Genomic DNA, 23404 nt, shown 5'->3' with positions numbered 1-23404 from the left:
GGGGGCACGGCCACCTGCCCACGACCTCCGGGCCCGCCCGCGGGCCCGGAACCGCAGACCGCCACCAGGACCGCTAGGGCCCGCCCGTCCGCACCGGACGGGCCGCCCGCCCTCGCAACCCCGCCCACCTCCGCAACCAGGGCTCCGCCGCCCTCCCGACCGCGGCGGGGTCCCGGTTCAGGTCATGCCGCTCCCCCGCCAGCACCATGACCGCCGTCGCGTCCGCCTCGTCCGGCACGCCGAACGGGTCCCGGTCTCCGTTGACGACGACGACCTCCACGCCCGCCGAACGCAGCTCGTCCACCCGTGTCTTCTCCGGCCTCCCCGGCGGGTGCAGCGGGAACGCCAGCGCGAGGACGCCCGCCGCGCCCGCGTCCTTCGCCGTCCGGCACGCCACCCTGGCGCCGTTGCTCCGCCCGCCCTGCACGAGCGGGACGTCCCCGACCCGCGCCCGCAGCATGCCGACGATCTCCAGCCACGCCCCGTCCTGCTTCGCCGCCGGACCGGGCGCGCGGCGGCCCGCGAACCGGAACGGCTGCGTCACCCGCGCGACCGCGCCGCCGAGCCCGAGCGCGGTCTCCCGGACGGCGAGCAGGTCGGGCGCGTCCACGCTCCCGTTCGAACCGTGCGTCAGGACCAGCAGGAACGCCGGGGCTGCGACCTCGTCCAACGCCACCCCGGCCGGCCCGTGCGCCGTCACGACCTTCACCCGTCCACCGTAGCCCGCCGCCTCAACGATCATCGCGGTGACCTGGGTGAACGGACAGCATGACCGGCGGCGAACGGCGCGGGGCCGGCGGCTAGCGGTCGGGACGGTCGGCGGCGTCCGTTGCGAGGCGGAGCCGCTCGGCGAAGCTCTCCTGGAGAAGCGGGCCCCACGCGTAGTCGCTGGGGACGCGCACGAGATGGTCGCCTTGCCGACCATCTCGTGCGCGCCGCCCGCCCGCCGGTCCTTCGCGGCGTCGGCCTGCCGGACGGCGAGCAGCGCGTACATGTGGTCGAGCGCGCCGAACACCTCGCCGGCGAGGGCGGGGAGCGTCCCGTCCGACACGGCCTGCTCGACGACGGGCTCCCACCACAGGTCGGCGGGGTCGGCGTCGTCCTCGCCGAAGTCGCGGCGGAGCCGCGCCCTGACCTGGCCCGCGGTCGCCGGGTCGGCCAGCCCGCGCCGCCACACCTGCGCCGCCTCGCCGGCGCGGCCGCGCAGCGGCAGCGTCCGCGCCAGCAGCTCGGTCGCCAGCGGCCCGACCTCCGGGTCGGACGGCTCCTCCCCCAGCGCCGCGCCGAACGAGCCGATCGCCTGATCGAGGTAGGCGATGCCCAGCGCGACGGCGAGCCGCGCGTACGCGTACGGGGCGGCGCCGCGGTCGATCAGCTTGAGCCCGGCGGCGAGGATCCGCTGCGCCCGCGCGGGCTCACCGCGCTCCAGGTGCCGCTGCGCGAGGTCGTGCGCGGCGGGCGGGCCGTACTCGGCGTCGCCCGTCGCGATCACCGCCTCCCAGTGGCCGCGCGCGTCGTCGAACTCGCCGGCGTCGTCGGCGATCCGGGCGAGCGCGAGATGCGCGGGCGGCAGGTACGCCGGGTTGCCGAAGTCGACCACGACCCGCCACGCGGGCGCCGCCTCCGCGTGCTCGCCGGCCCGTTCGTGCGTGAGCGCCAGATGGTAGGCGGCGCGCGGGCCGTACTCGGGGTCGCCGGTGGCGATCGCGGCCCGGTCGGCGTCCCGGGCACGCGCCACGTCCCCGGCGTCGTCGAGGACGACCGCAAGCCCGAGCGCGGCCTGCGCCCGCCAGGACGTCTCGCCGAGCTCCAGCACCCTCTCGAACAGCAGCGCCGCACGCCCGGCCTCGCCGTTCTCGGCGAGGTTCCGCGCCTCCTCGCACAACTGCGCCGGGTCGTCGGTCACGGAACTCATCAGCCTCTGCCCTCTGGAGTCGGGGGTCCGGAGAGAGCCTAGCGACCCCCCGACGCGGCGTCTCGCGACGCCGCCGGTCAGTCTCCGAAGCGCCGGTCGGTCTCCGAAGGCCCGGTCAGTCTTCGAAAGCCTCGGGGGGCGGGCAGGAGCAGACGAGGTTGCGGTCGCCGTAGGCCTGGTCGATGCGGCGGACGGGCGGCCAGTACTTGTCCTCGCGGAGGGCCGGGACGGGGTAGGCGGCCTCCGCGCGGGTGTAGGGGTGCTTCCAGTCGTCGGAGATCAGGCTCGCGGCGGTGTGCGGGGCGTTCTTGAGCGGGTTGTCCTCGTGGTCGTAGCCGCCGTCGGCGACCCGCTGGATCTCCCGGCGGATCTCGATCATGGCGTCGCAGAACCGGTCGAGCTCGGCGAGGTCCTCGGACTCGGTCGGCTCGATCATCAGGGTCCCGGCGACGGGGAAGGACAGGGTCGGGGCGTGGAAGCCGTAGTCGATGAGGCGCTTGGCGACGTCCTCGGCGGTGATCCCGGTCTCCTTGGTGATCTTGCGGAGGTCGGCGATGCACTCGTGCGCGACGAGGCCGTTGCGGCCGGTGTAGAGGACCGGATAGTGCGGGGCGAGGCGGGCGGCGAGGTAGTTGGCGGCGACGATGGCGCCCTCGGTGGCGGCGGTCAGGCCGTCCGGGCCCATCATCGCGATGTACGCCCAGGAGATCGGCAGGATGCCCGCCGAGCCCCACGGGGCGGCGGAGATCGGCCCGACGCCGCCCTCCGGCCCGGCTTCGGCGCGCAGCGGGTGGTTCGGGAGGAACGGGGCGAGGTGCTCGCGGACGCCGATCGGGCCGACGCCGGGACCGCCGCCCCCGTGCGGGATGCAGAACGTCTTGTGCAGGTTGAGGTGCGAGACGTCCGAGCCGAACTCGCCGGGACGGGCCAGGCCGACGAGGGCGTTGAGGTTGGCGCCGTCGACGTACACCTGCCCGCCCGCGTCGTGCACGGCCGCGCATACGTCGGTGATCGTCTCCTCGAAGACGCCGTGCGTGGACGGGTACGTCACCATGATCGCGGCGAGCCGGTCGCCATGCTTGCCGATCTTGGCGTGCAGGTCGTCGAGGTCGACGTTGCCGCCGTCGTCGCAGGTCACGACGACGACGCGCATCCCGGCCATGACGGCGCTCGCCGCGTTCGTGCCGTGCGCCGACGACGGGATCAGGCACACGTCCCGGTGCCCGTCCCCGCGCGACGCGTGGTAGCCGCGGATCGCCAGCAGCCCGGCCAGCTCCCCCTGGGAGCCCGCGTTCGGCTGCACGGACACCTTCGCGTATCCGGTGATCTCGGCGAGCGCGTCCTCCAGCTCACCGATCAGCTCGACGTACCCGGCGGCCTGGTCGACGGGCGCGAACGGGTGGATGTCCGCGAACTCCGGCCAGGTGATCGGCTCCATCTCGGCGGTCGCGTTGAGCTTCATCGTGCAGGACCCGAGCGGGATCATCGAGCGGTCGAGCGCGACGTCCCTGTCCTGGAGCCTGCGCAGGTAGCGCAGCATCGCCGTCTCGGAGCGGTGCGCGTGGAAGACGGGGTGGGTCAGGTAGGGGCTCTCGCGGCGCAGCGTGCCGGGCAGCGCCTCAGCCGCCCTGCCGGGCTCGGGGGCGCCGAACGCCTCCAGGACGGCGGTGACGTGCGCGGGCAGCGTCCTCTCGTCGCAGGCGATCCCGACGTGGTCGGCGTCGACGGGCCGCAGGTTGACGCCGCGTTCGAGAGCCGCCTCGGCCACCTGCGCGGCACGTCCGGGCACCCGGGCGAGGACGGTGTCGAAGAACGCGCCGTGCACGACCTCCACGCCGCCCTCGCGCAGCCCGGCGGCGATCTCGGCGGCGCGGCGGTGCGCCCGCTGCGCGATCGCGGCGAGCCCCTCGGGCCCGTGGTAGACGGCGTACATGGCCGCCATGACGGCGAGGAGCACCTGCGCGGTGCAGATGTTGCTGGTGGCCTTCTCCCGGCGGATGTGCTGCTCGCGGGTCTGCAGCGCCAGCCGGTGGGCGGGCGCACCGTCGGCGTCGACGGACACGCCGACGAGCCGTCCGGGGAGCTGCCGCTGGATGCCCTCGCGGACCGCCATGTAGCCGGCATGCGGGCCGCCGAACCCGAGCGGGACGCCGAACCGCTGCGCCGAGCCCACCGCGATGTCGGCGCCGGACTCGCCCGGCGGGCGCAGCAGCGTCAGCGCGAGCAGGTCGGCCGCGACGACCGCCTGCGCGCCGCGCTCGTGCGCCTGCGCGATGACGGGCTCCAGGTCGCGGACGGCGCCCGATGCGCCCGGGTACTGCAACAGCACGCCGAACACGTCGCCCTCGGGCAGCCCGCCGGACAGGTCGGCGACGACCACCTCGATGCCGAGCGGGACGGCCCGCGTCCGGACGACCTCGATCGTCTGCGGGAGCACGTCGGCGTCCACAAGGAACGTTCCCGGCTCCTTGCGCTTGGTCACCCGGTGGGCGAGGGCCATGCCCTCGGCGGCGGCGGTGGCCTCGTCCAGCATGGACGCGTTCGCGACCGGCAGCCCGGTCAGGTCGCTGACGACGGTCTGGAAGTTCAGCAGCGCCTCAAGGCGTCCCTGGGAGATCTCCGGCTGGTACGGGGTGTAGGCGGTGTACCAGCCGGGGTTCTCCAGCACGTTCCGCATGATCACGCCCGGGGTGATCGTCCCGTGGTAGCCGAGGCCGATCATGGACGTGCGGACGGTGTTGCGGGCGGCGAGCTCGCGGAGGCGGTCCAGCGCGGCGGTCTCGCTCAGCGCGGGCGGCAGGTCCAGGGGCCGGGACGTGCGGATCGCGGCCGGGACGGCGGCGTCGATCAGCGCCTCGACGCCCGCGTAGCCGATGGCGGCGAGCATCCTCGCCTGGTCGTCGGGCGACGGGCCGATGTGCCGGTCGGCGAACGCGGCGCGCGGATGCTGCGGCGCCGCCACGGGCGCGAAGAACTGGGCGGTCATGGAGAACCTCCTGGCTGCTGCGGTCGCTCAGGCGGGCCGCCTGGCGCGCGGGCCGGGCGGCCTGTCTCCCCCTCTGTCATCGGCACCTGAGAGCTTCACCCGCGCCGCGGGGTTTCCCCTTCGGTGAGCCGCCTTCCCGGGACGCGGGAATCGACGCCTGCTTTCCAGAGGTGCCTCGCCCGAGCGGTCCTTTTGCCTGAGAGGTTCCGGGGAGGTTGCCCCTTCGGCGCCCCACGCTGGCGGCGTGGGATCTCTCCCGCACAGGGTCGACGGCATGTCCTGCACAAACCCTACCCAAAGATCGGATCCCGTGATCGCACCGGATCGTCGTCAGGCCCGTCCCCGCGCGGGCAGGCGCCGTACCAGCCAGTACGATGTGCATTCCCACCTGGGACGGAACGGGCCACGGGCGACGCGGACGGAGATGGGCTGCGGGGTGAGAGCGCGACGCCGGCGGGCGCCCGCCGTTCGACGGCGCACCACCGGTTCTGGGACGCTGATCGCGATGGCGGATGGGCAGAGCGGCGGTACGGCGTGACGCAGACCCACGACGGCGCGGTGCCCCCGCGGCAGGACGCGCCCGCGGGCGTGCCCGTCGACGAGCCCGCCCAGCCCGACCGGATCCGCCGCCCCGCCGACGCGTTCCGGTTCGCGGCGTCCGTCGTGGGGCTCGCGGCGGTGATGCTGGTGGTGTCCATCGCGCAGCAGACGACGCACGGCCTGCACACCGACATCGCGGAGGGCGCCGCGCACGCGCCGCGGCTGCTGCTGTCGCTGGCGACGCTGGTGTCCAGCTTCGGCGTGCTGGCCGTCCCGATCGCGTTCGGGATCGAGCGGCTGTTCCACAAGGACGGGACGCGCGTCGCGATCGCCCTGCTCGCCGCCATGATCGCGTTCGGGGTCACGGTGGGCCTGGACGACCTGGTGGTGCGGGGCGCGCCCGGCGGCGTCCTGGACTCGCTGATCTGGGGCGGCACGGAGACCGCGCCGGTGCACACCGACATCGCGCCGGTGATCGCGTTCGTCAGCGCGGTCGGGATGGCGGGCCGCGCCCGCTGGCAGACCGCGACCTGGGCGATGATCGGGCTGGCGGCGCTGACGGGCCTCACCGCGTCCTACGCCTCGGTCGCCGCGCTGGCCGCCACCTACTTCCTCGGGCGCGCGATCGGCCTCGGCACCCTGTACGCGGTCGGCACCCCGAACCCGCGCCCGCCGGGGAAGGCGGTGGTGGCGGCGCTCGAACGGCTCGGGCTGCGCCCGGAGCGGGCCGCGCGCCTGGACGAGCCCGACGACGGCGCCGAGGAGACCCGCCGGTACGGGGTCGTCCTCGCGGCCTGTCCGGAGAACGGGCCCGGCGCCCGCGTCCCGGCGGGACGCGGCGCGCACGGCGACTGGGACCTGGAACTGCACGTCCTGGACCGCGACCAGCAGACGGCGGGCCTGCCCTACCGGGTGTGGCGGCTGCTGCGGCTGCGCGCCACGACGACGGGGCGGGCGCTGCGCTCGCTGCGCCGGTCCCTGGAGCAGGAGTCGCTGATGGCGTACGCGGTGGACGCGGCGGGCGTCCGCACCCCGCGCCTGGTCGGGACCTCGGAGGTCGGCACTGAGGCGGCGCTGCTCGCGTACGAGCACGTCCCGGGACGGCGGCTCGCCGACCTCTCCGACGAGGAGATCACCGACGCCCTGCTGACGGACGTGTGGCGGCAGTTCCGCGCCCTCCAGGCGGGACGGCTGGCGCACCGGCGGCTCCAGGACGGCGCGATCCTGATCGGCGACGACGGCGGTGCCTACATCACCGACCTGCGCGCCGGGGAGATCGCGGCGGGCGACCTGGCGCTGCGGCTCGACCTGGCGCAGCTCCTCACGACGCTGGCGCTGCGGACGGGCCCGGAACGGGCCGTCGGCACCGCCGCGGCCGTGCTCGGCGAGGAGGCCCTCGCCGCCGCGGTGCCGCTGCTGCAGCGGGTGGCGCTGTCCCGGGAGACCCGCGCCGCGCTGCGCAACGACCGCGACCTGCTGACCCGCATCAGGGAGCAGATCGTCCGGCTGAAGCCGGAGACGGAGGTCGCGCCCGCCAGGCTGGAACGTTTCCGTCCCCGGACGATCTTCAGCATCGTGGCGCTGTCGGTCGCGGCGTACATCGTCATCCCGCAGGTCGCGAGCCTGGACATCGGGACGATGACGGCCACCGCCAGCTGGTACTGGGTGCTGGTCGCGCTGGGCGCGGCCGCGCTGACCTACGTCGCGGCGGCGCTCATGCTGATGGGGTTCGTCCCAGAGAAGCTGCCGCTCGGGCGCACCGTCCTGGCCCAGCTCGCCGCGTCGTTCGTGAAGCTCGTCGCGCCCGCCGCCGTCGGCGGGGTCGCCGTCAACACCCGCTACCTGCAGCGCTGGGGGATGCGCCCGGGCCAGGCCGTCGCGAGCGTCGGCGCGTCGCAGCTGGTGGGCCTCGTCACGCACATCCTGCTGCTGATCCTCTTCGGGTTCCTCACCGGCTCCACGACGAAGGCGACCCAGGACCTGGCGCCGTCCCGCACGGTCGTCATCGCCGTGCTGTCGCTCGGGCTCCTCGCCGGGCTGGCGCTGACGGTGCCGCGCGTCCGGCGGGAGGTCACGACCCGCCTGAAGAGCATGTTCTCCGGCGTCGTGCCCCGCCTGGTGGACGTCCTGCAGTCCCCGAAGAAACTCACCACCGGCATGGGCGGGACCCTCCTGCTGACGCTCGCGTTCGTGCTGTGCCTGGACGCGTCCATCCGCGCGTTCGGCGGGTCGCTGCCGCTGACGTCCGTCGTGGTGGTCTTCCTCACCGCGAACGCGCTCGGATCCGCCGCGCCGACGCCCGGCGGCCTCGGCGCTGTCGAAGGCGCCCTCACCTTGGCGTTGACGATCTCAGGGCTGTCCGCGGAGACGGCGACGTCCGCCGTCCTGCTCTACCGGCTGCTCACCCTCTGGCTGCCCGTCCTGCCGGGCTGGGGGGCGTTCACCTACCTGCAGCGCAAAGAGGCGCTGTAGTCAAGGGGCGCTCTGGTCGGTGGTGGTGCTGTGGCCGGGTGGCGCTGTCGTCATCCCGTGCGGCGCGCGCGGCGCCGGTTGGCCAGCTCGTCGTGCAGGTGCTCGGAGCCGTCGTCGTCAGCGGCGGCGGCGCGCTCACCGGGAAGTTCCGCGAGGCTGCCCTCCACCTCCTGCCACACCCGTCCGAGCGCGATGCCGAACACGCCCTGCCCGCCCTGCAGAAGATCGACGACCTCGTCGGCCGACGTGCACTCGTACACGCTGACGCCGTCGCTCATCAACGTGATCTGCGCCAGATCCTGCACGCCGCGATCACGCAGATGGCTGACGGCCGTGCGTATCTGCTGCAGCGACACCCCCGTGTCGAGGAGCCGCTTCACGACCTTCAGGACGAGGATGTCGCGGAAGCTGTACAACCGCTGGCTCCCCGACCCGTGCGCCGACCGCACGCTCGGCTCCACCAGCTTCGTCCTGGCCCAGTAGTCCAGCTGCCGGTAGGTGATCCCCGCCGCTGCGCATGCCGTCGGGCCGCGGTAACCGACATCCTCCGGCGGCGCCGACACCCGCGTGTCGAAGAGCAGACCCTGCTCTCCGGCGCGCTGGGACGCCATATGCCTCTCGGGGGTCGCCTTGCCCTCGCCGCTGCTCACCGCCACGCGGACCTCCGGCTCCAAATCATCCCGTGGCGCTTCGTCAAGGGGGTTTGACGAATTACACCACGGGTGTTCCACCAGCACGGTAGGTGCCGGTCAGGGTGGGGTCAACGTTCACCGTCGGCGCGTCGCATGCCCGGATGAACCGGCTTCACGTGGGCAAACGGTGCTTGTCTGCATTTCTCTCCTCCTTCGGCCCTGGAGGGCCTCCATCGTCGAGAAACGCGTGCGATCGCTGCATCGCTCCGGCTCGCCTGGCGGCTCGCTGCGCGATCAGGTTTCTCGCAAGCTCGAAACCTGCCTTCGGACGCGATCGCGACGCCCCAGGTTGTCGCGGGGTTGCGGTGGTGGCTGAGGTGGTCGCACAGGGCAGCCACCGGCAGGCGATCAAGCTCATCTTCAAGAATCCCCAGGAACAGGGATAACAAACCCCACTGCTCGCCCGCGATCGTGGCCCCAGGCTATCTCGCCGCGAGGCCGGTTCCCGGCAGGCTCGCCCTGCGGACGGAAGGCGCACGCTTTGCGCACGCACCTCGCCCGCTGTCAGCCCGCGCGGCCGAAGTCTTCCGGGGAGATGGTGTCGAGGAACTCGCGGAACTTCTCCACCTCGTCCTCTTGTTCGTCCGGGATGGCCACGCCGGCCTCTTCCAGGACGTCCTCGCTGGCGAAGATGGTGGCACCGGTGCGGAGGGCGAGGGCGATGGAGTCGGACGGGCGGGCGCTCACCTCGACGCCGTTGGAGAAGATGAGGTCGGCGAAGAAGATGCCCTCGCGCAGCGCGGTGATGTTGACCGTGCGGAGCTGGACGCTGAGGGCGTCCAGGACGTCGCGGAACAGGTCGTGGGTGAGGGGCCGGGCGGGCAGGACCCCTTGCTGGGCGAAGGCGATCGCGGTCGCTTCGACCGCCCCGATCCAGATGGGCAGGTAGCGGTCGCCCTCCGTCTCCTTCAACAGGACGATGGGCTGATTGGAGGGCATCTCGACCCGGACGCCGACGACCTCCATCTGCTTCACTGCGGCTCCCTGCTGGTTCTCGCTATCTCGATCACCACGTGCAGCGGATCGATTCGTGACCGAACCCTGTAGCCAACGTACACCCCGCTCCGGACACCTCGTGATGCCGTCGGTACGGCAAAATCCTCCGCGGCGCGCATGATCAGCGGTCTAGGCTTTCGCGGAGACCGGCGGTGACCAGCGCGGCGTGCAGCTTGACGGAGAGCGCGGCGATTTCCCGGGCGGTCTCGGCTGCCTCCTCGTGGGCGCCGCGGCTGCGGCGGCGCAGTTGCGGGGCGACCATCTGCTCGATGAGGCCGGCCTGCCGGTCGGCGGCGGCCTTGACGGCGCGCAGGTGGCGGACCTCGAAGCCGTACTCGCCGAGCGCGGCGGCGGCGCGCGCGATGTTCAGGGCGTCGCCCTCGTAGTGGGCGCCGGCGCGGCGGACGAGGCCGTACTCCTCCAGGCGGGCGAGGAGGGCCTCGTCGATGCCGGCGCCGTCGAGGAGCTGGCGGCGGGTGAGGCGGACGGCCGGGTCCTCGGCGGTGGTGTCGGCGGCGACGAGGGTGCGGGGGCGGCGCGGTTCGGGGGCCCCCGCCGTTGAAAGCGCAGGATGCTGGGGGCCGAGGGGCGGGACGTTCTCACCGCGGTCGCGGGCCTGGAGGTGCTGCCTGATGACGCGCAGCGGCAGGTAGTGGTCGCGCTGCGCGGTGAGGACGAAGCGGAGCCGCTCCACGTCGGCGTCGGCGAACTTGCGGTACCCGGACGGGCTGCGCTGCGGTTCCACGAGCCCCTCGGACTCCAGGAACCGGATCTTGGAGATGGTGATGTCGGGGAATTCGGGCCTGAGCAGTCCGAGGACGTCCCCGATCGTCATCAGGGACCGGGCTGGCTGCGGGTTCATGGCCCCTCCCATCGTCGCCCGTCAGGCGTGCGCCGGGTTGGTCAGGAACACCAGCCGGAACTTGCCGATCTGCACCTCGTCGCCGCCCGACAGGCCGGCCTGGTCGATCCGCTGCCGGTTGACGTAGGTGCCGTTGAGGCTGCCGACGTCGCGGACGGAGAACGCGGCGCCCTGGCGGACGAACTCGGCGTGCCGGCGGGACACGGTGACGTCGTCGAGGAAGATGTGGCTCTCGGGGTGCCGGCCCGCGGACGTGCGGTCCTGGTCGAGCAGGAAGCGGCTGCCGGCGTTCGGGCCCCGCTTCACCACGAGCAGCGCGGTCCCCGGGGGGAGCGCCTCCATGGCCATCTGGTCGGGCCCGAGCGACGGCTCCTCGCCGCCCGCGTCGGTGTCCAGCGCCTCGAACCCGCCGATGGAGATCGTGGACGTGGACTCGCCGGGCGACTCCCGGGGAGGCAGCGGGCTCCGGGTGAGCGGGGTTCCGCAGTTCGAGCAGAAGCGGGCATCATCCGGGTTGGCGTGACCGCACTGCGTGCAGTAGACGCTCGGCATCGATCGGCTCGGCCTCCTACCATCGGCGTGCCGCCCGCGGGCGCCCGCCGCAACGGGAGCCGCCTGCGCCACGCGCATCCTTCAACCAACCCACGCCGGGGACCCGCCCCGACCACGGTCCAACTCACCGGCCGCTTACGGGACGGTCGCCGCAACTTACGCGGGTATTACCCGAGGGGTCAACTGGAACGGTGAGCCGGCTGGACCAAACTACATTCGTTGATGATCGCAGGTCTACGCCGCCGCGCGGACGTCCCCCATCGCGACGCCCGAGCCCGGCGTCCGGTTTACGCCTTCCCCGTTCTCCCCTACGGAGACCGTATCGCGTCGACGGCGATTTTCGCGCGCGGGGTGATCGAGACCGTGGCGCCGGTCCCCCGCAGCGTCTTGACCAGCCCGCCGGGGATGTTCAGCGCGGTCGTCATCGTGTGGGGGTCGCCGATGGCCAGGAACCGGTACGGGGCGGCGAGGGGCCTCCCGTCGGCCTGGACGCCGTCGCGGCTGTCCAGGAAGTAGGTGTCGACGCCGGCGCGCACGTCGTTGACCTGGACGACCTCGGCGCCGGCGTCGCGGAGCTCCTGGAGGGCGTCGAGGAGGTTGAGCGCCTTGACGCCGCGGCCCGGGTCGCCGATCAGCAGTTCGATGCCGGGGCCCTCGGCGGGGAGGGTGCCGGCGAGGAGGCCATAGGTGGTCGCCCGCTTGCGCGCCTCCTCCAGGGCGGTTCCGCCCTCGGCGTCCCGTTCGAGCTGGGCCTTGGTGTCCTCCAGCTCGCGCAGGTCGCCGCGCAGGCGCTCGGACCGCTGGCCCAGATCGGACAGGATCCCGACGAGCTCGTCCTGCCGCGCGGTGGCGAACGTGGTGTCGCGCTCGTTCGACTGGATCTGGGCGACGGCCGCGAATCCCAGGACGAGGCAGAGGAGTCCGACGATCAGCTGGCCCACGCTGACTCGCGGTCGCACCAGGTCGGCCAGGCCGCGCAGGCCGGGGGGCTCCGGCGGCCGCTCGCCGGTGGGGTCGGCGGGACGCTCGCCGGCGGGGTCGTTCTCGGGGGCGGTCATGCGCCGAACAGCTTCCGGCGGATGCCCGCCGCGTTGGAGAAGATCCGGATGCCGAGCACGACCACGACGCCGGTGGACAGCTGCGAGCCGACCCCGAGCTTGTCGCCGAGGAAGACGATCAGCGCGGCGATGACGGTGTTGCTCACGAACGACACCACGAACACCTTCTCGTCGAAGATGCCCTCCAGCCGGGCCCTGATCCCGCCGAACATGGCGTCGAGCGCCGCGACGATCGCGATGGGCAGGTACGGCTCCAGCCAGAGCGGGACGTCCGGCTGGAGCAGCAGGCCCAGCGCCACGCCGATCACCAGCCCGATCAGCGCGATCAACGCCGGGCCCTGCCGTTCGGGGAGACGCCCTCCAGACCCCCGGGCCGGAGGCGCGATGATCCCCGCTCCGCTCCCGTCATCGGACCCTGCCCTTCTGGGGGGCGACCCCCAGACCCCCGCGGGGGGAGTCCCGATGATCCTCGCTTCGCTCCGGTCATCGGGTCTCCTCTCCCCCGCTCACCGGCGGGTCCCCTCGCGGGCGTACCGGAGGCTGACGGCGCCCGCCGCGGGCAGGCGCGCGCCGGACGACCGGCGCACGGCGTATCTGATCTCGAAGCGGTCGTGCAGGGCCCGCAGCCGCCGGTCGGCGGCCGAGCCGGTGAACGCGTCCCGGAGGCGGCCGGGGTCGCCGAGCGCCGTCACCTCGTAGGGGCGGCCGAGCGGCCGGTAGTCGACCAGGATCGCCTCGCCCGCGGCGCGGATCGCCGTCGCCGGGGTGAGCCGCTGCCCGTTGACGCCGATGGCCTCGGCGCCCGCCGCCCAGAGCCCGTTCACCAGGACCTGGAGGTCTTGATCATAGACCCGGGCGGCGGCGTCGGCGGGACGCCCGTCCGGGGCGTCGCGCCCGCCGCCGGGAGCGGCGTCGTCCAGCGTGACGACCAGCGCGTCGCCGGTTGCGGGCACGGCGGCCGCGGCGGCGCCCGCGAGGGCGAGGTTCCGGCGGGCGCGGCGGCCCGCCTCGCTGCTGGCGAGCGCGGCCGCGCGGCGCCGCTCCGTCTCGGCCCGCAGCCGGTCGAGGCGGTGCTGGAGGCCGTCGGTCTCGGCGGTGCGGGCGTGGATCTCGCCGACGAGCCGGGAGCGCTGCTCGGCGGCCACGGGCTCGCTCCGGCGCACCTCCGCTCCGGCGACGGCGATCAGCGTCCCGGCGAGGACGAGGACGAGCAGCACGCCGCCGCCGCGGAGCCGTCCCCCGGGCGGGGCGGGGTCGCCGGACGCGGCGCGCCGGGCCGCGGCCTCCGCGTAGCCGTGATCGAGGAGCTTGCCGGCGAACAGGTCGGCGAGAAGCGACATGGACGCGTCGGGCCGCCCCCGGCCCTCGTCGTCCGGCGGGTCGCCGTCCTCTCGTGGTGCGATCACCGGCCCATCATGGCCCAGCCAGGGCGGAAGGCAGGTCAGCGCGGCAGCGTGATCGTGAACACGGCGCCGCCGCCGGGTGCGTCCGCGACGGACGCGCGGCCGCCGTGCGCCTGGGCGACGGCCGCGACGATCGACAGGCCGAGCCCGGAGCCGCCGCGATCGCGGGACCGGGACTCGTCGGCCCGGTAGAAGCGCTCGAACACGCGGGCGCGGTCGTCCGCCGGGATCCCCGGCCCCTCGTCCGCGACCTCCAGGACCGCCCGCCCGCCGCGCTCGGACACGCGGACGGTCGCCGGCGTCGCGGGGGGTGTGTGGCGCCGGACGTTCGCCAGCAGGTTGTCGAGGACCTGGCGGAGCCGCTCGGCGTCGCCGGTGACGACGACGGGGCCGCTCGTCTCCAGGGTGAGGGGGCGGTCCTCGTCGACGACGGCGGCGTCGGCGACCGCGTCGGCGGCGAGGGCGGACAGGTCGACGGGCTCGCGTTCCAGCGGACGGCCCTGGTCCAGCCGGGCGAGCAGCAGCATCTCGTCGACGAGGCGGCCCATCCGCTCGGCCTCCGACTCGATGCGGCGCATCGCCTTGGCGAGGTCCTCGGGGCGGTCCGCGGCGCCGCGGCGGAACAGCTCGGCGTAGCCGCGGACGGTCGCGACCGGGGTGCGCAGCTCGTGGGAGGCGTCGGCGACGAAGCGGCGCAGCCGGTCCCGGGACGCCTCCCGCTCCCGGAACGACGCCTCGATCTGCGCGAGCATGCCGTTCAGCGCCTCGGCGAGCCGTCCCACCTCCGTCTTCGGGCCGTGCACGGCGAGCCGGCGGGCCAGGTCGCCGTCGCCGATCCGCGCGGCGGTGGCGGCGATCTCCTCCAGCGGGCGGGTCGCGCGGCGGACGGCCCGCCACACCAGCAGCCCCACGCCGAGGAGGACCGCGAGCGTGATGAGGGTCATGGTGCCGAGGGTGCGGCCGAAGAACTCGTCCTGCGCGGTGGTGCGGATGGCGGTGACGAGGACGGCCCGCTCGCCGGGCACCCAGGCGGTGCGGACGAGCCAGTCCGGGTCGTCCTCCCCGAACGGGCCGTCGTTGGAGACCTCCATGCGGACGAACCGCTCCCCGTCGGGGTTGCCGCCCGTCGTCGCGCCGGGGTGGAGGTCGTCGGGCAGCGGCGGCTCGCCGACGAACGAGACCGTCTCCACCGCCGTCCCGTCGGGCCGCCGGACCTGGAGGAACAGCGGCAGCCCGCCGCCGTCGCCGGCCGCGCGCCACAGCCGGTCCAGCTCCGAGGTGGACTCCGCGAGCCGCGACCAGCCGCCGCCGGGCCCGCTCTCGGCGAACAGCGCGGCGGCCTCGCGTCCCACGCTGGTCATCCGCTGGTGCTCGCTGTCGTTCTTCCAGTCGTTCAGCGCGGCGAAGCTGGACGCGCCGGCGATCAGCAGGCCGAGCGCCAGCAGCCCGAGCTGGGTCAGCACGATGCGCCTGCGCAGCGACATCAGCCCTCCCGGGGCATGCGGAGGATGTACCCGACGCGCGGGACGGTGTGGATGAGGCGCGGGTCGCGGTCGTCGAGCTTGCGGCGCAGGTAGCTGACGTAGGTCTGGACGACGCCGTCGCCGCCGCCGAAGTCGTACTGCCACACGTGGTCGAGGATCTGCCGTTTCGTCAGCACCCGGCCGGAGTTGAGGAGCAGGTAGCGCAGCAGCTTGAACTCGGTGGGGGTGAGGTCGACGAGGACGCCGCCGCGCCGCACCTCGTAGGTGTCCTCGTCGAGCTCCAGGTCGGCGAACGACAGCCGGGCGCGCTCCCGTCCGGCGGGCCGGGTGCGGCGGAGCACGGCGCGGATCCTGGCGACCAGCTCCTCCAGGCTGAACGGCTTGGTGACGTAGTCGTCGCCGCCGACCGTCAGGCCCTTGATCTTGTCCTCGGTGGCGTCGCGGGCGGTGAGGAACACGACGGGGGCCTGGCAGCCGTCGCGGCGGAGCCGGGCGCAGGCGTCGAGTCCCGAGCCGTCGGGGAGCATCACGTCCAGGACGATCAGGTCGGGGCCGAAGCGCGGGATGCTCGCCAGCGCCTCCGCGCCCGAGCCGGCCACGGCCGTCTCGAAGCCCTCGTAGCGCAGCGCGGTCGCGACGAGGTCGGCGAGGTACGCCTCGTCGTCCACGACCAGGATCTTGGTGGGCGTCACGGGGCCAGTCTGTCCGGTGGCCGTGGCCGGGCGCACTGCGGGCGTCCTGTGGGACGTCTTAGAGAACGCTGTGAAGACCGTTTCACAGGGATCCCCAAGAACGCTCACACGGCGGCCGCAGGGCGGGCCGATGCAGTAGTGCGCATGGACAGATTCTCTGGATTCGTGCTCCGGCACCGGCTCCTGATCGGCCTCGTGTGGCTGGCCGCCGCATGCGCGGGCGCGTTCGCCGCGCTCCAGGTCCCCGACCGTCTCACCGAGGACTTCGCGCCGCCGGGCTCGGCGGCACGGGACGCCAACACGGCGATCGTGCGCGCCTACGGGACGGGCGGCGACGACAACCCCCTCGTCCCGGTGGTGACGCTGCCGTCCGGGACGTCCGCGGAGGCGCCGCAGGCCCGCGACGCCCTGGCGAAGGCGTTCGCGGCGGCCGGGAAGCGGATCGGCGCGCGTGTCGTCTCGTACGGCTCGACCGGCGACACCCGCTTCATCGGCGAGGACGGCCGGACCGTGTACGGCATCGTCTACCCGCACACGGAACTGGGCGCGAGCGAGATCGCGGACGCGCCGGACTCGATCGGCCCGCTCACCGAGGCGATGCGGCCCGAGCTGCCCGCCGGATCGACGCTGCACGTGACGGGCATCGACGAGCTGGCGGACGAGACGGGCGACGAGGGGCCGGGCGTCCTCACCGAGACGCTCATCGGCGGGCTCGGCGCGCTCGTCGTCCTCGCGTTCGTGTTCGGGTCGGTGCTGGCGGTCGTGCCGCTCGTCATCGCGGCCGTGTCGATCCTGACCTCGTTCGGGCTCGTCTACGCCATCACCGGCGTCACCGACGTGAACTTCATGGTGCAGTTCGTGATCGCGCTCATCGGGCTCGGCGTCGCCATCGACTACTCGCTGCTGCTGGTGACGCGGTGGCGGGAGGAGCGGGCGCGGGGCCTGTCCGCCGAGGACGCGACCAGGCGCGCGATGGCCACGGCCGGGCACGCGGTGGTGTTCAGCGGCGCGGCCGTCGCGATCGGGCTCGTCGCCATGGTGGTGGTCCCGGTGGAGTTCCTGCGCAGCGTGGCCTACGGCGGCATGATCATCCCGGCGGTGAGCGCGCTGGTGACGCTGACGCTGCTCCCGGTCATCCTCGTCACGGTGGGACCGGCCCTGGACCGCGTCGCGCCCCGGTGGCGCGGCGACGGCGCGCGCGCCGGCAGGGCCTGGACGGCGTGGACGCGCCGCGTCATCCGGTTCCGGATCCCGGCGGTCCTTGCGGCGCTGGCCGTGCTCGGGGGGCTCGCGCTCACCGCGCTGGGGATGAACCTCGGCGAGCCGAACAGCGGCGCGCTGGCGAAGTCGGGCCCGGCCTACGAGGGGCTGGCCGCGCTGCAGCGCGCCGGGGTGCCGTCCGGCGTGCTGACCCCCTCGGACGTGCTGCTGCCGCCCGGCACGGACCCCGCCGCGGCCGCGTCCGCGCTGCGCGGGGTGGACGGCGTCCACGCCGTCTTGGCGCCCGATGACGGGATGTGGCGGCGGGACGGGTCCGCGCTGGTCACCGTCCTGCCCGCCGACGAGGGCGGGACGGACGCGGGCAAGGACACCGTCGAGGCCGTCCGGGCCGCGGCGCCGCCCGGCGCGCAGGTCGGCGGCTGGACCGTGACCGAGATCGACTTCATCGACAAGGTGTACGGGACGTTCCCGTACATGCTGGGGATCATCTGCGTGCTGACGTTCGTCCTGCTGGCCCGTGCGTTCCGGTCGCTGGTGCTGGCGCTGAAGGCGGTGGTGTTCAACCTGCTGTCGCTGGCGGCCGTGCTCGGCTCGATCGTCCTGGTGTGGCAGGAGGGGCGGGGCAGCGAGCAGATCTGGAACGTCTCCGCGACCGGGTCCGTCTCCGCGTTCATCCCGGCGATGGTCTTCGCGTTCCTGTACGGGCTGTCGATGGACTACGAGGTGTTCATCCTGGCCCGGCTGCGTGAGGAGTACGACCGCACCGGCTCCACCGAGAGCGCCCTCGTCGAGGGCATGGGCAGGACGGGACGGCTGGTGACCAGCGCGGCGCTGATCCTGTTCCTGGCGTTCGCGTCGCTCGCCGCCGCGCCCGTCGTCGAGGTGAAGATCTTCGCGACGGGGCTTGGCCTGGGGATCCTGCTGGACGCGACCGTGGTGCGGGCGCTGCTCGTCCCGGCGGCGGTCGCGATGTTCGGCCGGTGGAACTGGTGGCTGCCGGGGTGGGCGGCGCGCGTGCTGCGCGTCCGTCCTTCGCCCCTCCGGAAGCCGGGGGAAGAGGAGCGCGTCCCGGTCCCGGTCTGACGGCTCCCCTGACGTCCCTGCCTCGGCGGGGACCGCGCCGGCCGCCCGCATTGCCCCACCCCGCCGGCCGTCCCGCGGGGGCGGGCGGTCAGTGGGCGGCGGTGCGGGTGAGCCCCAGGTGGACGGCGAGCCCGGCGAGCGCCGAGCCCATCAGGTAGCGCTGGGCCCGCTGCCAGCCGGGCCGCCGGGCGAGGAACACGGCGATGCCGCCCGCGCCGAGCACGATGAGGGCGTTCACGGTGATCGCGATGGTGATCTGGGTGAGGCTGAGCAGCGCGAGCTGGACGCCGACGTGGCCGCGCTCCGGGTCGGCGAACTGCGGCAGCAGCGACACGTACAGGATCGCGATCTTCGGGTTGAGCAGGTTGGTGACCAGGCCCATGGCGAACAGGCGGCGCGGCGGGTCGGCGGGCAGGTCCTTCGGGGCGAACGCCGTCGTCCCGCCCGGCCGCACCGCCTGCCAGGCGAGCCACAGCAGGTACGCCGCGCCCGCCGCCTTGATCGCCGTGTAGACCTCGGGGACGAGCGTGAACACGGTGGTGACGCCGGCGGTGACGGCCGTGACGTAGACGAGGAACCCGGCGGCGACCCCGGCGAGCGAGATCATTCCGGCGCGGCGGCCCTGCGTCACCGACCGCGACACCAGGTAGATCATGTTGGGGCCCGGGGTGAGCACGAGCCCGAGGGCGAAGACCGCGATGGCCGCCATGGCGCTGGACGAGATCATTGCGCTCCTGACATCGTCGATGTGCTCCGATGCTAGATGCCCGAGTAATCTCAATGCAATAATGAGATTTATCTCGGTGCAATCGGAGGTGCAATGGAGGACTACCGGCGGGTCGCGGACGAAATGGCCGCCGACATCGCCTCGGGACGGCTCCGTCCGGGCGACCGGCTGCCTCCGCAGCGCGCCTTCGCGCGGGAGCGGGGCATCGCGGCCTCGACGGCGGGCCGCGTGTACCGGGAACTGGGCCGGCGCGGTCTCGTGGTCGGCGAGGTGGGGCGGGGGACGTTCGTCCGCGCGGCGGGGCGTCCGGCCGTCCCGGCGCTGGCCGAGCCCGCGGACGCGCGCGTCGACCTGGAGCTCAGCTACCCGGCGGTGCCCGAGCAGACCGCGCTGCTGGCGGCCGGGATGGAGCGGCTGCTGCGCCCGGACGTCCTCGGGACGGCGCTCGCCCCCACCGGCGTCGCGGGCACGGCGGCGGCCCGCGAAGCGGCGGCCGCGCTGCTCGGCGCGCCCGGCTGGCGGCCCGATCCGGCCGGGATCCTGTTCGCGGGGAACGGGCGGCAGGCGATCGCGGGGGCCGTGGCCGCGCTCGTGCCGCCGGGCGGGCGGCTCGCGGTCGAGGCGCTGACCTATCCGGTGATCAAGGGCATCGCGGCGCGGCTCGGCGTGACGCTCGTCGCGATCGCGTGCGACGAGCACGGGCTGGTCCCGGAGGCGCTCGCCGACGCCCACCGCGCCGCGCCGCTCGGCGCGCTGTACGTGCAGCCCACGCTGCACAACCCGTACGGGACGACGATGCCGTGGGTCCGCCGCGCCGAGCTGGCCGGCACCCTGGAGCGGCTCGGCCTCTACGCCATCGAGGACCGCGTGTGGGCGTTCCTCCTTGAGGACGGTCCCGCGCCGCTGGCGTCCCTGGCGACGCGGCGCACGATCCTCGTCGACAGCCTGTCCAAGCGCCTCGCCCCGGGGCTGAGCGTCGGGATCGCCGTCCCGCCCGCCGCGCTGGCCGGGCGCGTCGCCGCCGCGCTGCGCTCCGGCGCGTGGGCGCCGACCGGGTTCGCGCTCGCGGCCGCGTCCGGCTGGATCGCCGACGGCGCCGTCGCGTCGGTGACCCGCGCCAAGCGCGCGGACGCCGCGACCCGCCGCCGGATCGCCGCCGACCGCCTCCCCGCCGCCGCCGAGCCGGGCCCGGCCTCCTATTTCTGCTGGTGGGAGCTGCCTTCCCCGTGGCGCGCCGACACCTTCACGGCCGCGGCGGCGCGGCGCGGGATCGCCGTCACGCCCGCCGCCGCCTTCGCCGCCGGGACGGCCGCCGCGCCCCGCGCCGTCCGCGTCGGCCTCGCGTCGCCGCCGCTGGAGACGCTCGCGCGGGCCCTCGGCGTCCTCGCCGAGATCGCGGCCGGATCCCCCGAGGACGCGCCCGTCGACTGACCGCCCTCGCGACACGGCCGGGTGAGGAGTGCGTGGCTGGACTGTCGGGGTGCGGTCGTTCATCGTGGCTTGTGGGTGCGGTGACCGGCGCGGCGGGCGCGTGGCGCGAGGGGCGGAGGCCCGGGCGGGAGCCAGGCGGATGATCGAGGTGCGGGGGGTGGGGCAGCGCGCCGGCGGCGGGCGCCGCACGCTGCGGGACGTGTCGCTGACGATCGGGTCCGGCGAGCTGGTGGCGATCATCGGGGGGAGCGGGGCGGGCAAGACGACGCTGCTGGACGCGATCGCGGGCGTCCGGCCTCCGGCGGAGGGCGAGGTCAGCTTCAACGGGGCCGGCTTCAACGGGGCCGGCCCCGGCGGGGACGCCGGGTCGTTCAAGGCCGGGTCGTTCGGATACGTGCCGCAGGACGACATCGTCCATCTGGAGATGCCGCTGCGGCGGACGCTGCGGTACGCGGCGGGGCTGCGGCTGCCGTCCGGGACGCCGCCGGAGCGCGCGGAGCGGGCGGTCGACGCCGTCATGGACGCGCTGGCGCTCACCGAACGCGCCGGTCAGCGGGTCGGGTCGCTGAGCGGCGGCGAGCGCAAGCGGGCCAGCATCGCGGTCGAGCTGCTGACGCGTCCCCGCGTGTTCTTCCTCGACGAGCCGACGTCGGGCCTCGACCCGGCCACCGCGGCCGACCTGATGCGGCTGCTGCGCGGCCTGGCCGATTCGGGGACGACGGTCGTGCTCACGACCCACCATCCGCCGGACGTCGCGGTGTGCGACCGGGTGGCGGTCCTGACGCAGGACGGCCGGCTGGCGTTCTACGGCGAGCCGGACAAAGCGCGGGAGGAGTTCCAGGTCGAGGCGATCGACGACATCTATCTGCGGCTCGCGGAAGCGGACCCGCACAATTGGGAGGGACGGTTCGAGGCGGGCCCCGCGCCGGCGGCGGGCCCGGGCGTCGGGGCGTTCGGGCAGTGGGCGCTGCTGGCCCGCCGGAACCTCGACCTGCTGTCGCGGAACCGTCTCACGCTCGCCGTGCTGGCCGGGTCGCCGGTGATGGTGCTGGCGATGTTCGCGGTGCTGTTCCGTCCGGGCGCGTTCGCGCCGGAGTCGCCGAGCCCTGGCGCGACGGTGATGATCCTGTTCTGGATCGCGTTCGGCGGGTTCTTCTTCGGGCTGACGTACGGGCTCCTGCAGATCTGCACGGAGCTGCCCGTGGTGCGGCGCGAGCGGCTGACGGGCCTCCGGGTCGGCCCGTACGTGCTGGCGAAGGTGGCGGTTCTCCTGCCGCTGCTGGCCGTGGTGGACGCGCTGATGCTCGGCGTCCTGCGGGCCCTGGACCGGCTGCCCGCGATGGGCTGGGGCACGTACGCGGAGCTGTTCGTCACGCTGCTGCTGTGCTCGCTGGCCGCGCTGGCGCTGGGCCTTCTGGTGTCGGCGGCGGTGACCGACCCGGCGCAGGCGACGATGGCGCTGCCGATGCTGTGCTTCCCGCAGGTGCTGTTCGTGGGCGCGATCCTGCCCGTCCCGGTGATGGCGGCGCCGGGACGGTGGCTGAGCTACGCCATGTCGAACCGGTGGGCGTTCGAGGGGCTGGGCCGCAGCCTCGGCGTGGAGCGGCTGTGGGGCTCCGGACGTTCGCCGCTGGGCCCGCCGCTGCTCGCCTCGTACGGCGACACGTTCGCGCGGGCGGTGGCCGTGGACTGGGCGGTGCTGGCCGGGTTCGCGGCGCTCTTCCTCGCGGGGACGTGCCTGGTCCTCGCCCGCCGAACCTGACAAACACGCAGTGATCGGCCAATTACGGCCAGAATACCCCCTTGCGGTTGCACTCCCGATTTTGGACCGTTCTGTTATGGATGCGGCTTTATGCATGTGGGGGTGCAGGATGAGCGCTTCATCCGATTTCGACGTCGGCCTGGCCGGTTACGCGGACACCCGGCGGCTGGACGAGCTCCGCGCCACCGAATACCGCCACCTGGACGAGCACGGCCAGACCTACCTCGACTACACCGGGTCGGGCGTGGTCGCCACGGCCCAGCTCCGGGCGCACGTCGAGCGGCTGTCCGGCCGCTGCTACGGCAACCCGCACTCGGAGAACCCGACGTCGAGCGCGTCCACGGTGCTGGTCGAGCGGGCGCGGGAGCGGATCCTGGCGTTCTTCAACGCCTCCCCCGACGAGTACGCGGTCGTGTTCACGCCGAACGCGAGCGGCGCGTGCCGGCTGGTCGGGGAGGCGTACCCGTTCGGGCCCGGGGCCCGGCTCGTCCTGACCGGCGACAACCACAACTCGGTGAACGGGCTCCGCGAGTTCGCGCGGGCGCGCGGCGCCGAGACCGTGCACGTTCCCGTCCGCGGGCCCGACCTGCGGGTCGCGGGCGACGAGGTCGCCGCCGCGCTCGCGGACGGCCGGGGCCTGCTCGTCTTCCCCGCGCAGAGCAACTTCACCGGCGTCCAGCATCCGCGGGCGTGGATCGACCAGGCCCACGCGCACGGCTACGACGTGCTGCTGGACGCGGCCGCGTACGTCCCCGCCAACCGCCTCGACCTGAGCCGGACGCGGCCCGACTTCGTCCCCGTGAGCTGGTACAAGGTGTTCGGGTACCCGACCGGCGTCGGCAGCCTGGTCGCGCGGCGCGAGGCCCTGGCGCGGCTGCGGCGGCCGTGGTTCGCGGGCGGGACGATCCAGGCGGTCAGCGCGCTCGGCGGCTGGCACGTCCTCGCGCCCGACGAGACGGCGTTCGAGGACGGCACCCTGAACTTCCTGTCCATCCCGGACGTCGAGTTCGGCGTCGACTGGGTCGACGGCATCGGCATGGACCTGATCCACCTCCGCGTGAGCTGCCTGACGTCCCTGCTCCTGCGGCGGCTGGCTGGCCTGCGGCACTCCGACGGCTCCCCCGTGATCCGGCTGTACGGGCCGGAGACCACGGACCGGCGCGGCGGCACGGTCGCGTTCAACGTCCTCGACGTGCGGGGCGGGATCGTCGACGAGCGGATCATCGCCCGCGACACGGCCGCCGCGGGGATCTCCGTCCGCACGGGCTGCTTCTGCAACCCCGGCGCCGGCGAGGGCGCGTTCGAGATCTCCGAGCGGGCGCTGCGCCTCACCGCGCACCGGCGGATGCGGACGCTCGACGACTACCTCGGCGTCCTCGGCCTGCCCAGCGGCGGCGCCGTCCGCGCGTCCCTCGGGCTGGTCTCGAACATCGCGGACGTGGAACGCCTCGTCGGCTTCCTCGGCGCCGCCTACGCCGACCGCGAACCGGACGCCACCGGCCTCAAACCCCGCGAACGCTGCTGACGC

17 protein-coding genes and 1 riboswitch are annotated in these 23404 nt (G+C 74.2%); of the genes, 5 read left to right on the top strand and 12 right to left on the bottom strand.

Annotation, left to right across the window (positions count from 1 at the left end; all coding sequences use genetic code 11):
• Nucleotides 1–73: 73 nt before the first annotated feature.
• Both ACH34T_RS11570 and gcvP read right to left on the bottom strand, forming a co-directional pair.
• Entirely contained in the window at nucleotides 74–742 is a 669-nt protein-coding gene (locus ACH34T_RS11570; RefSeq protein ID WP_395992135.1) for an alpha/beta family hydrolase, read from the bottom strand.
• Nucleotides 743–2030: 1288 nt separating this feature from the next.
• Entirely contained in the window at nucleotides 2031–4901 is a 2871-nt protein-coding gene (gcvP, locus tag ACH34T_RS11565; protein WP_395992030.1) for an aminomethyl-transferring glycine dehydrogenase, read from the bottom strand.
• A gap of 174 nt (nucleotides 4902–5075) precedes the next feature.
• Nucleotides 5076–5170: riboswitch (glycine riboswitch) on the bottom strand.
• A gap of 265 nt (nucleotides 5171–5435) precedes the next feature.
• On the opposite strand from gcvP, the gene ACH34T_RS11560 reads away from it, so the two are divergent.
• Nucleotides 5436–7913: a flippase-like domain-containing protein gene (locus ACH34T_RS11560; protein ID WP_395992029.1), complete on the top strand. Its 2478-nt coding sequence runs from the start codon at nucleotides 5436–5438 to the stop codon at nucleotides 7911–7913.
• Between the two features lie 50 nt (nucleotides 7914–7963).
• Here the strand turns inward: ACH34T_RS11560 and ACH34T_RS11555 are convergent, their stop codons facing one another.
• The 9 genes from ACH34T_RS11555 to ACH34T_RS11515 form a co-directional block, all read right to left on the bottom strand.
• Complete coding sequence (locus ACH34T_RS11555) at nucleotides 7964–8569, bottom strand: MerR family transcriptional regulator (RefSeq protein ID WP_395992028.1); 606 nt, start codon at nucleotides 8567–8569, stop codon at nucleotides 7964–7966.
• Between the two features lie 540 nt (nucleotides 8570–9109).
• Nucleotides 9110–9580 carry a bifunctional nuclease family protein gene (locus ACH34T_RS11550; RefSeq protein WP_067468341.1) on the bottom strand — a complete coding sequence of 157 codons (471 nt, stop codon included), beginning with the start codon at nucleotides 9578–9580 and terminating at the stop codon, nucleotides 9110–9112.
• Nucleotides 9581–9722: 142 nt separating this feature from the next.
• The gene (locus ACH34T_RS11545) at nucleotides 9723–10463 is read right to left on the bottom strand and encodes a MerR family transcriptional regulator (protein WP_395992027.1); all 741 of its coding nucleotides are present in this window, start codon (nucleotides 10461–10463) and stop codon (nucleotides 9723–9725) included.
• 21 nt (nucleotides 10464–10484) lie between these two features.
• Nucleotides 10485–11015 (bottom strand): FHA domain-containing protein, encoded by a 531-nt coding sequence (locus ACH34T_RS11540; RefSeq protein ID WP_395992026.1) that lies wholly within the window; start codon nucleotides 11013–11015, stop codon nucleotides 10485–10487.
• Nucleotides 11016–11323: 308 nt separating this feature from the next.
• Nucleotides 11324–12073 carry a DUF881 domain-containing protein gene (locus ACH34T_RS11535; protein WP_395992025.1) on the bottom strand — a complete coding sequence of 250 codons (750 nt, stop codon included), beginning with the start codon at nucleotides 12071–12073 and terminating at the stop codon, nucleotides 11324–11326.
• Nucleotides 12070–12402 (bottom strand): small basic family protein, encoded by a 333-nt coding sequence (locus ACH34T_RS11530; RefSeq protein WP_132172509.1) that lies wholly within the window; start codon nucleotides 12400–12402, stop codon nucleotides 12070–12072. The genes ACH34T_RS11535 and ACH34T_RS11530 overlap by 4 nt, the downstream gene beginning before the upstream one ends.
• Before the next feature lie 177 nt (nucleotides 12403–12579).
• Complete coding sequence (locus ACH34T_RS11525) at nucleotides 12580–13479, bottom strand: DUF881 domain-containing protein (protein WP_395992024.1); 900 nt, start codon at nucleotides 13477–13479, stop codon at nucleotides 12580–12582.
• Nucleotides 13480–13514: 35 nt separating this feature from the next.
• Nucleotides 13515–14960, bottom strand: a complete 1446-nt coding sequence (locus ACH34T_RS11520) for a sensor histidine kinase (RefSeq protein WP_395992023.1) — start codon at nucleotides 14958–14960, stop codon at nucleotides 13515–13517.
• On the bottom strand, nucleotides 14960–15652 hold the full coding sequence (locus tag ACH34T_RS11515; protein WP_395992022.1) for a response regulator transcription factor: 693 nt from the start codon (nucleotides 15650–15652) through the stop codon (nucleotides 14960–14962). Before ACH34T_RS11515 ends, ACH34T_RS11520 begins: the two co-directional genes overlap by 1 nt.
• Before the next feature lie 144 nt (nucleotides 15653–15796).
• Between ACH34T_RS11515 and ACH34T_RS11510 the strand changes: the two genes are divergently transcribed.
• The gene (locus ACH34T_RS11510) at nucleotides 15797–17956 is read left to right on the top strand and encodes an MMPL family transporter (protein WP_395992021.1); all 2160 of its coding nucleotides are present in this window, start codon (nucleotides 15797–15799) and stop codon (nucleotides 17954–17956) included.
• An 88-nt stretch (nucleotides 17957–18044) separates the two neighbouring features.
• Here ACH34T_RS11510 and ACH34T_RS11505 read toward each other — a convergent pair whose 3' ends face one another.
• The gene (locus tag ACH34T_RS11505; protein WP_395992020.1) at nucleotides 18045–18683 is read right to left on the bottom strand and encodes a LysE family translocator; all 639 of its coding nucleotides are present in this window, start codon (nucleotides 18681–18683) and stop codon (nucleotides 18045–18047) included.
• Nucleotides 18684–18776: 93 nt separating this feature from the next.
• Between ACH34T_RS11505 and ACH34T_RS11500 the strand changes: the two genes are divergently transcribed.
• The 3 genes from ACH34T_RS11500 (at nucleotide 18777) to ACH34T_RS11490 (ending at nucleotide 23401) form a co-directional block, all read left to right on the top strand.
• Nucleotides 18777–20114, top strand: coding sequence for a PLP-dependent aminotransferase family protein (locus tag ACH34T_RS11500; protein WP_395992019.1), 1338 nt, complete (start codon nucleotides 18777–18779; stop codon nucleotides 20112–20114).
• A gap of 139 nt (nucleotides 20115–20253) precedes the next feature.
• Nucleotides 20254–21876: an ATP-binding cassette domain-containing protein gene (locus tag ACH34T_RS11495; protein ID WP_395992018.1), complete on the top strand. Its 1623-nt coding sequence runs from the start codon at nucleotides 20254–20256 to the stop codon at nucleotides 21874–21876.
• A gap of 109 nt (nucleotides 21877–21985) precedes the next feature.
• On the top strand, nucleotides 21986–23401 hold the full coding sequence (locus ACH34T_RS11490) for an aminotransferase class V-fold PLP-dependent enzyme (RefSeq protein WP_395992017.1): 1416 nt from the start codon (nucleotides 21986–21988) through the stop codon (nucleotides 23399–23401).
• The last annotated feature ends 3 nt before the right edge of the window (nucleotides 23402–23404 follow it).

Source organism: Actinomadura sp. 9N215, assembly GCF_044326345.1.
Taxonomy (GTDB): domain Bacteria; phylum Actinomycetota; class Actinomycetes; order Streptosporangiales; family Streptosporangiaceae; genus Spirillospora.
Note: the sequence above shows the minus strand (reverse complement) of the source record. Positions and strands in the feature narration are given on the sequence as shown.

Excerpts from the sequence above, each read along its gene's own strand:
- ACH34T_RS11490 (WP_395992017.1), top strand. The coding sequence starts at position 21,986 with ATGAGCGCTTCATCCGATTTCGACGTCGGCCTGGCCGGTTACGCGGAC.
- ACH34T_RS11535 (WP_395992025.1), bottom strand. The coding sequence starts at position 12,073 with ATGACCGCCCCCGAGAACGACCCCGCCGGCGAGCGTCCCGCCGACCCC.
- ACH34T_RS11510 (WP_395992021.1), top strand. The coding sequence starts at position 15,797 with ATGGACAGATTCTCTGGATTCGTGCTCCGGCACCGGCTCCTGATCGGC.
- ACH34T_RS11505 (WP_395992020.1), bottom strand. The coding sequence starts at position 18,683 with ATGATCTCGTCCAGCGCCATGGCGGCCATCGCGGTCTTCGCCCTCGGG.
- ACH34T_RS11520 (WP_395992023.1), bottom strand. The coding sequence starts at position 14,960 with ATGTCGCTGCGCAGGCGCATCGTGCTGACCCAGCTCGGGCTGCTGGCG.
- ACH34T_RS11540 (WP_395992026.1), bottom strand. The coding sequence starts at position 11,015 with ATGCCGAGCGTCTACTGCACGCAGTGCGGTCACGCCAACCCGGATGAT.
- gcvP (WP_395992030.1), bottom strand. The coding sequence starts at position 4,901 with ATGACCGCCCAGTTCTTCGCGCCCGTGGCGGCGCCGCAGCATCCGCGC.
- ACH34T_RS11570 (WP_395992135.1), bottom strand. The coding sequence starts at position 742 with ATGATCGTTGAGGCGGCGGGCTACGGTGGACGGGTGAAGGTCGTGACG.
- ACH34T_RS11500 (WP_395992019.1), top strand. The coding sequence starts at position 18,777 with ATGGAGGACTACCGGCGGGTCGCGGACGAAATGGCCGCCGACATCGCC.
- ACH34T_RS11495 (WP_395992018.1), top strand. The coding sequence starts at position 20,254 with ATGATCGAGGTGCGGGGGGTGGGGCAGCGCGCCGGCGGCGGGCGCCGC.
- ACH34T_RS11545 (WP_395992027.1), bottom strand. The coding sequence starts at position 10,463 with ATGAACCCGCAGCCAGCCCGGTCCCTGATGACGATCGGGGACGTCCTC.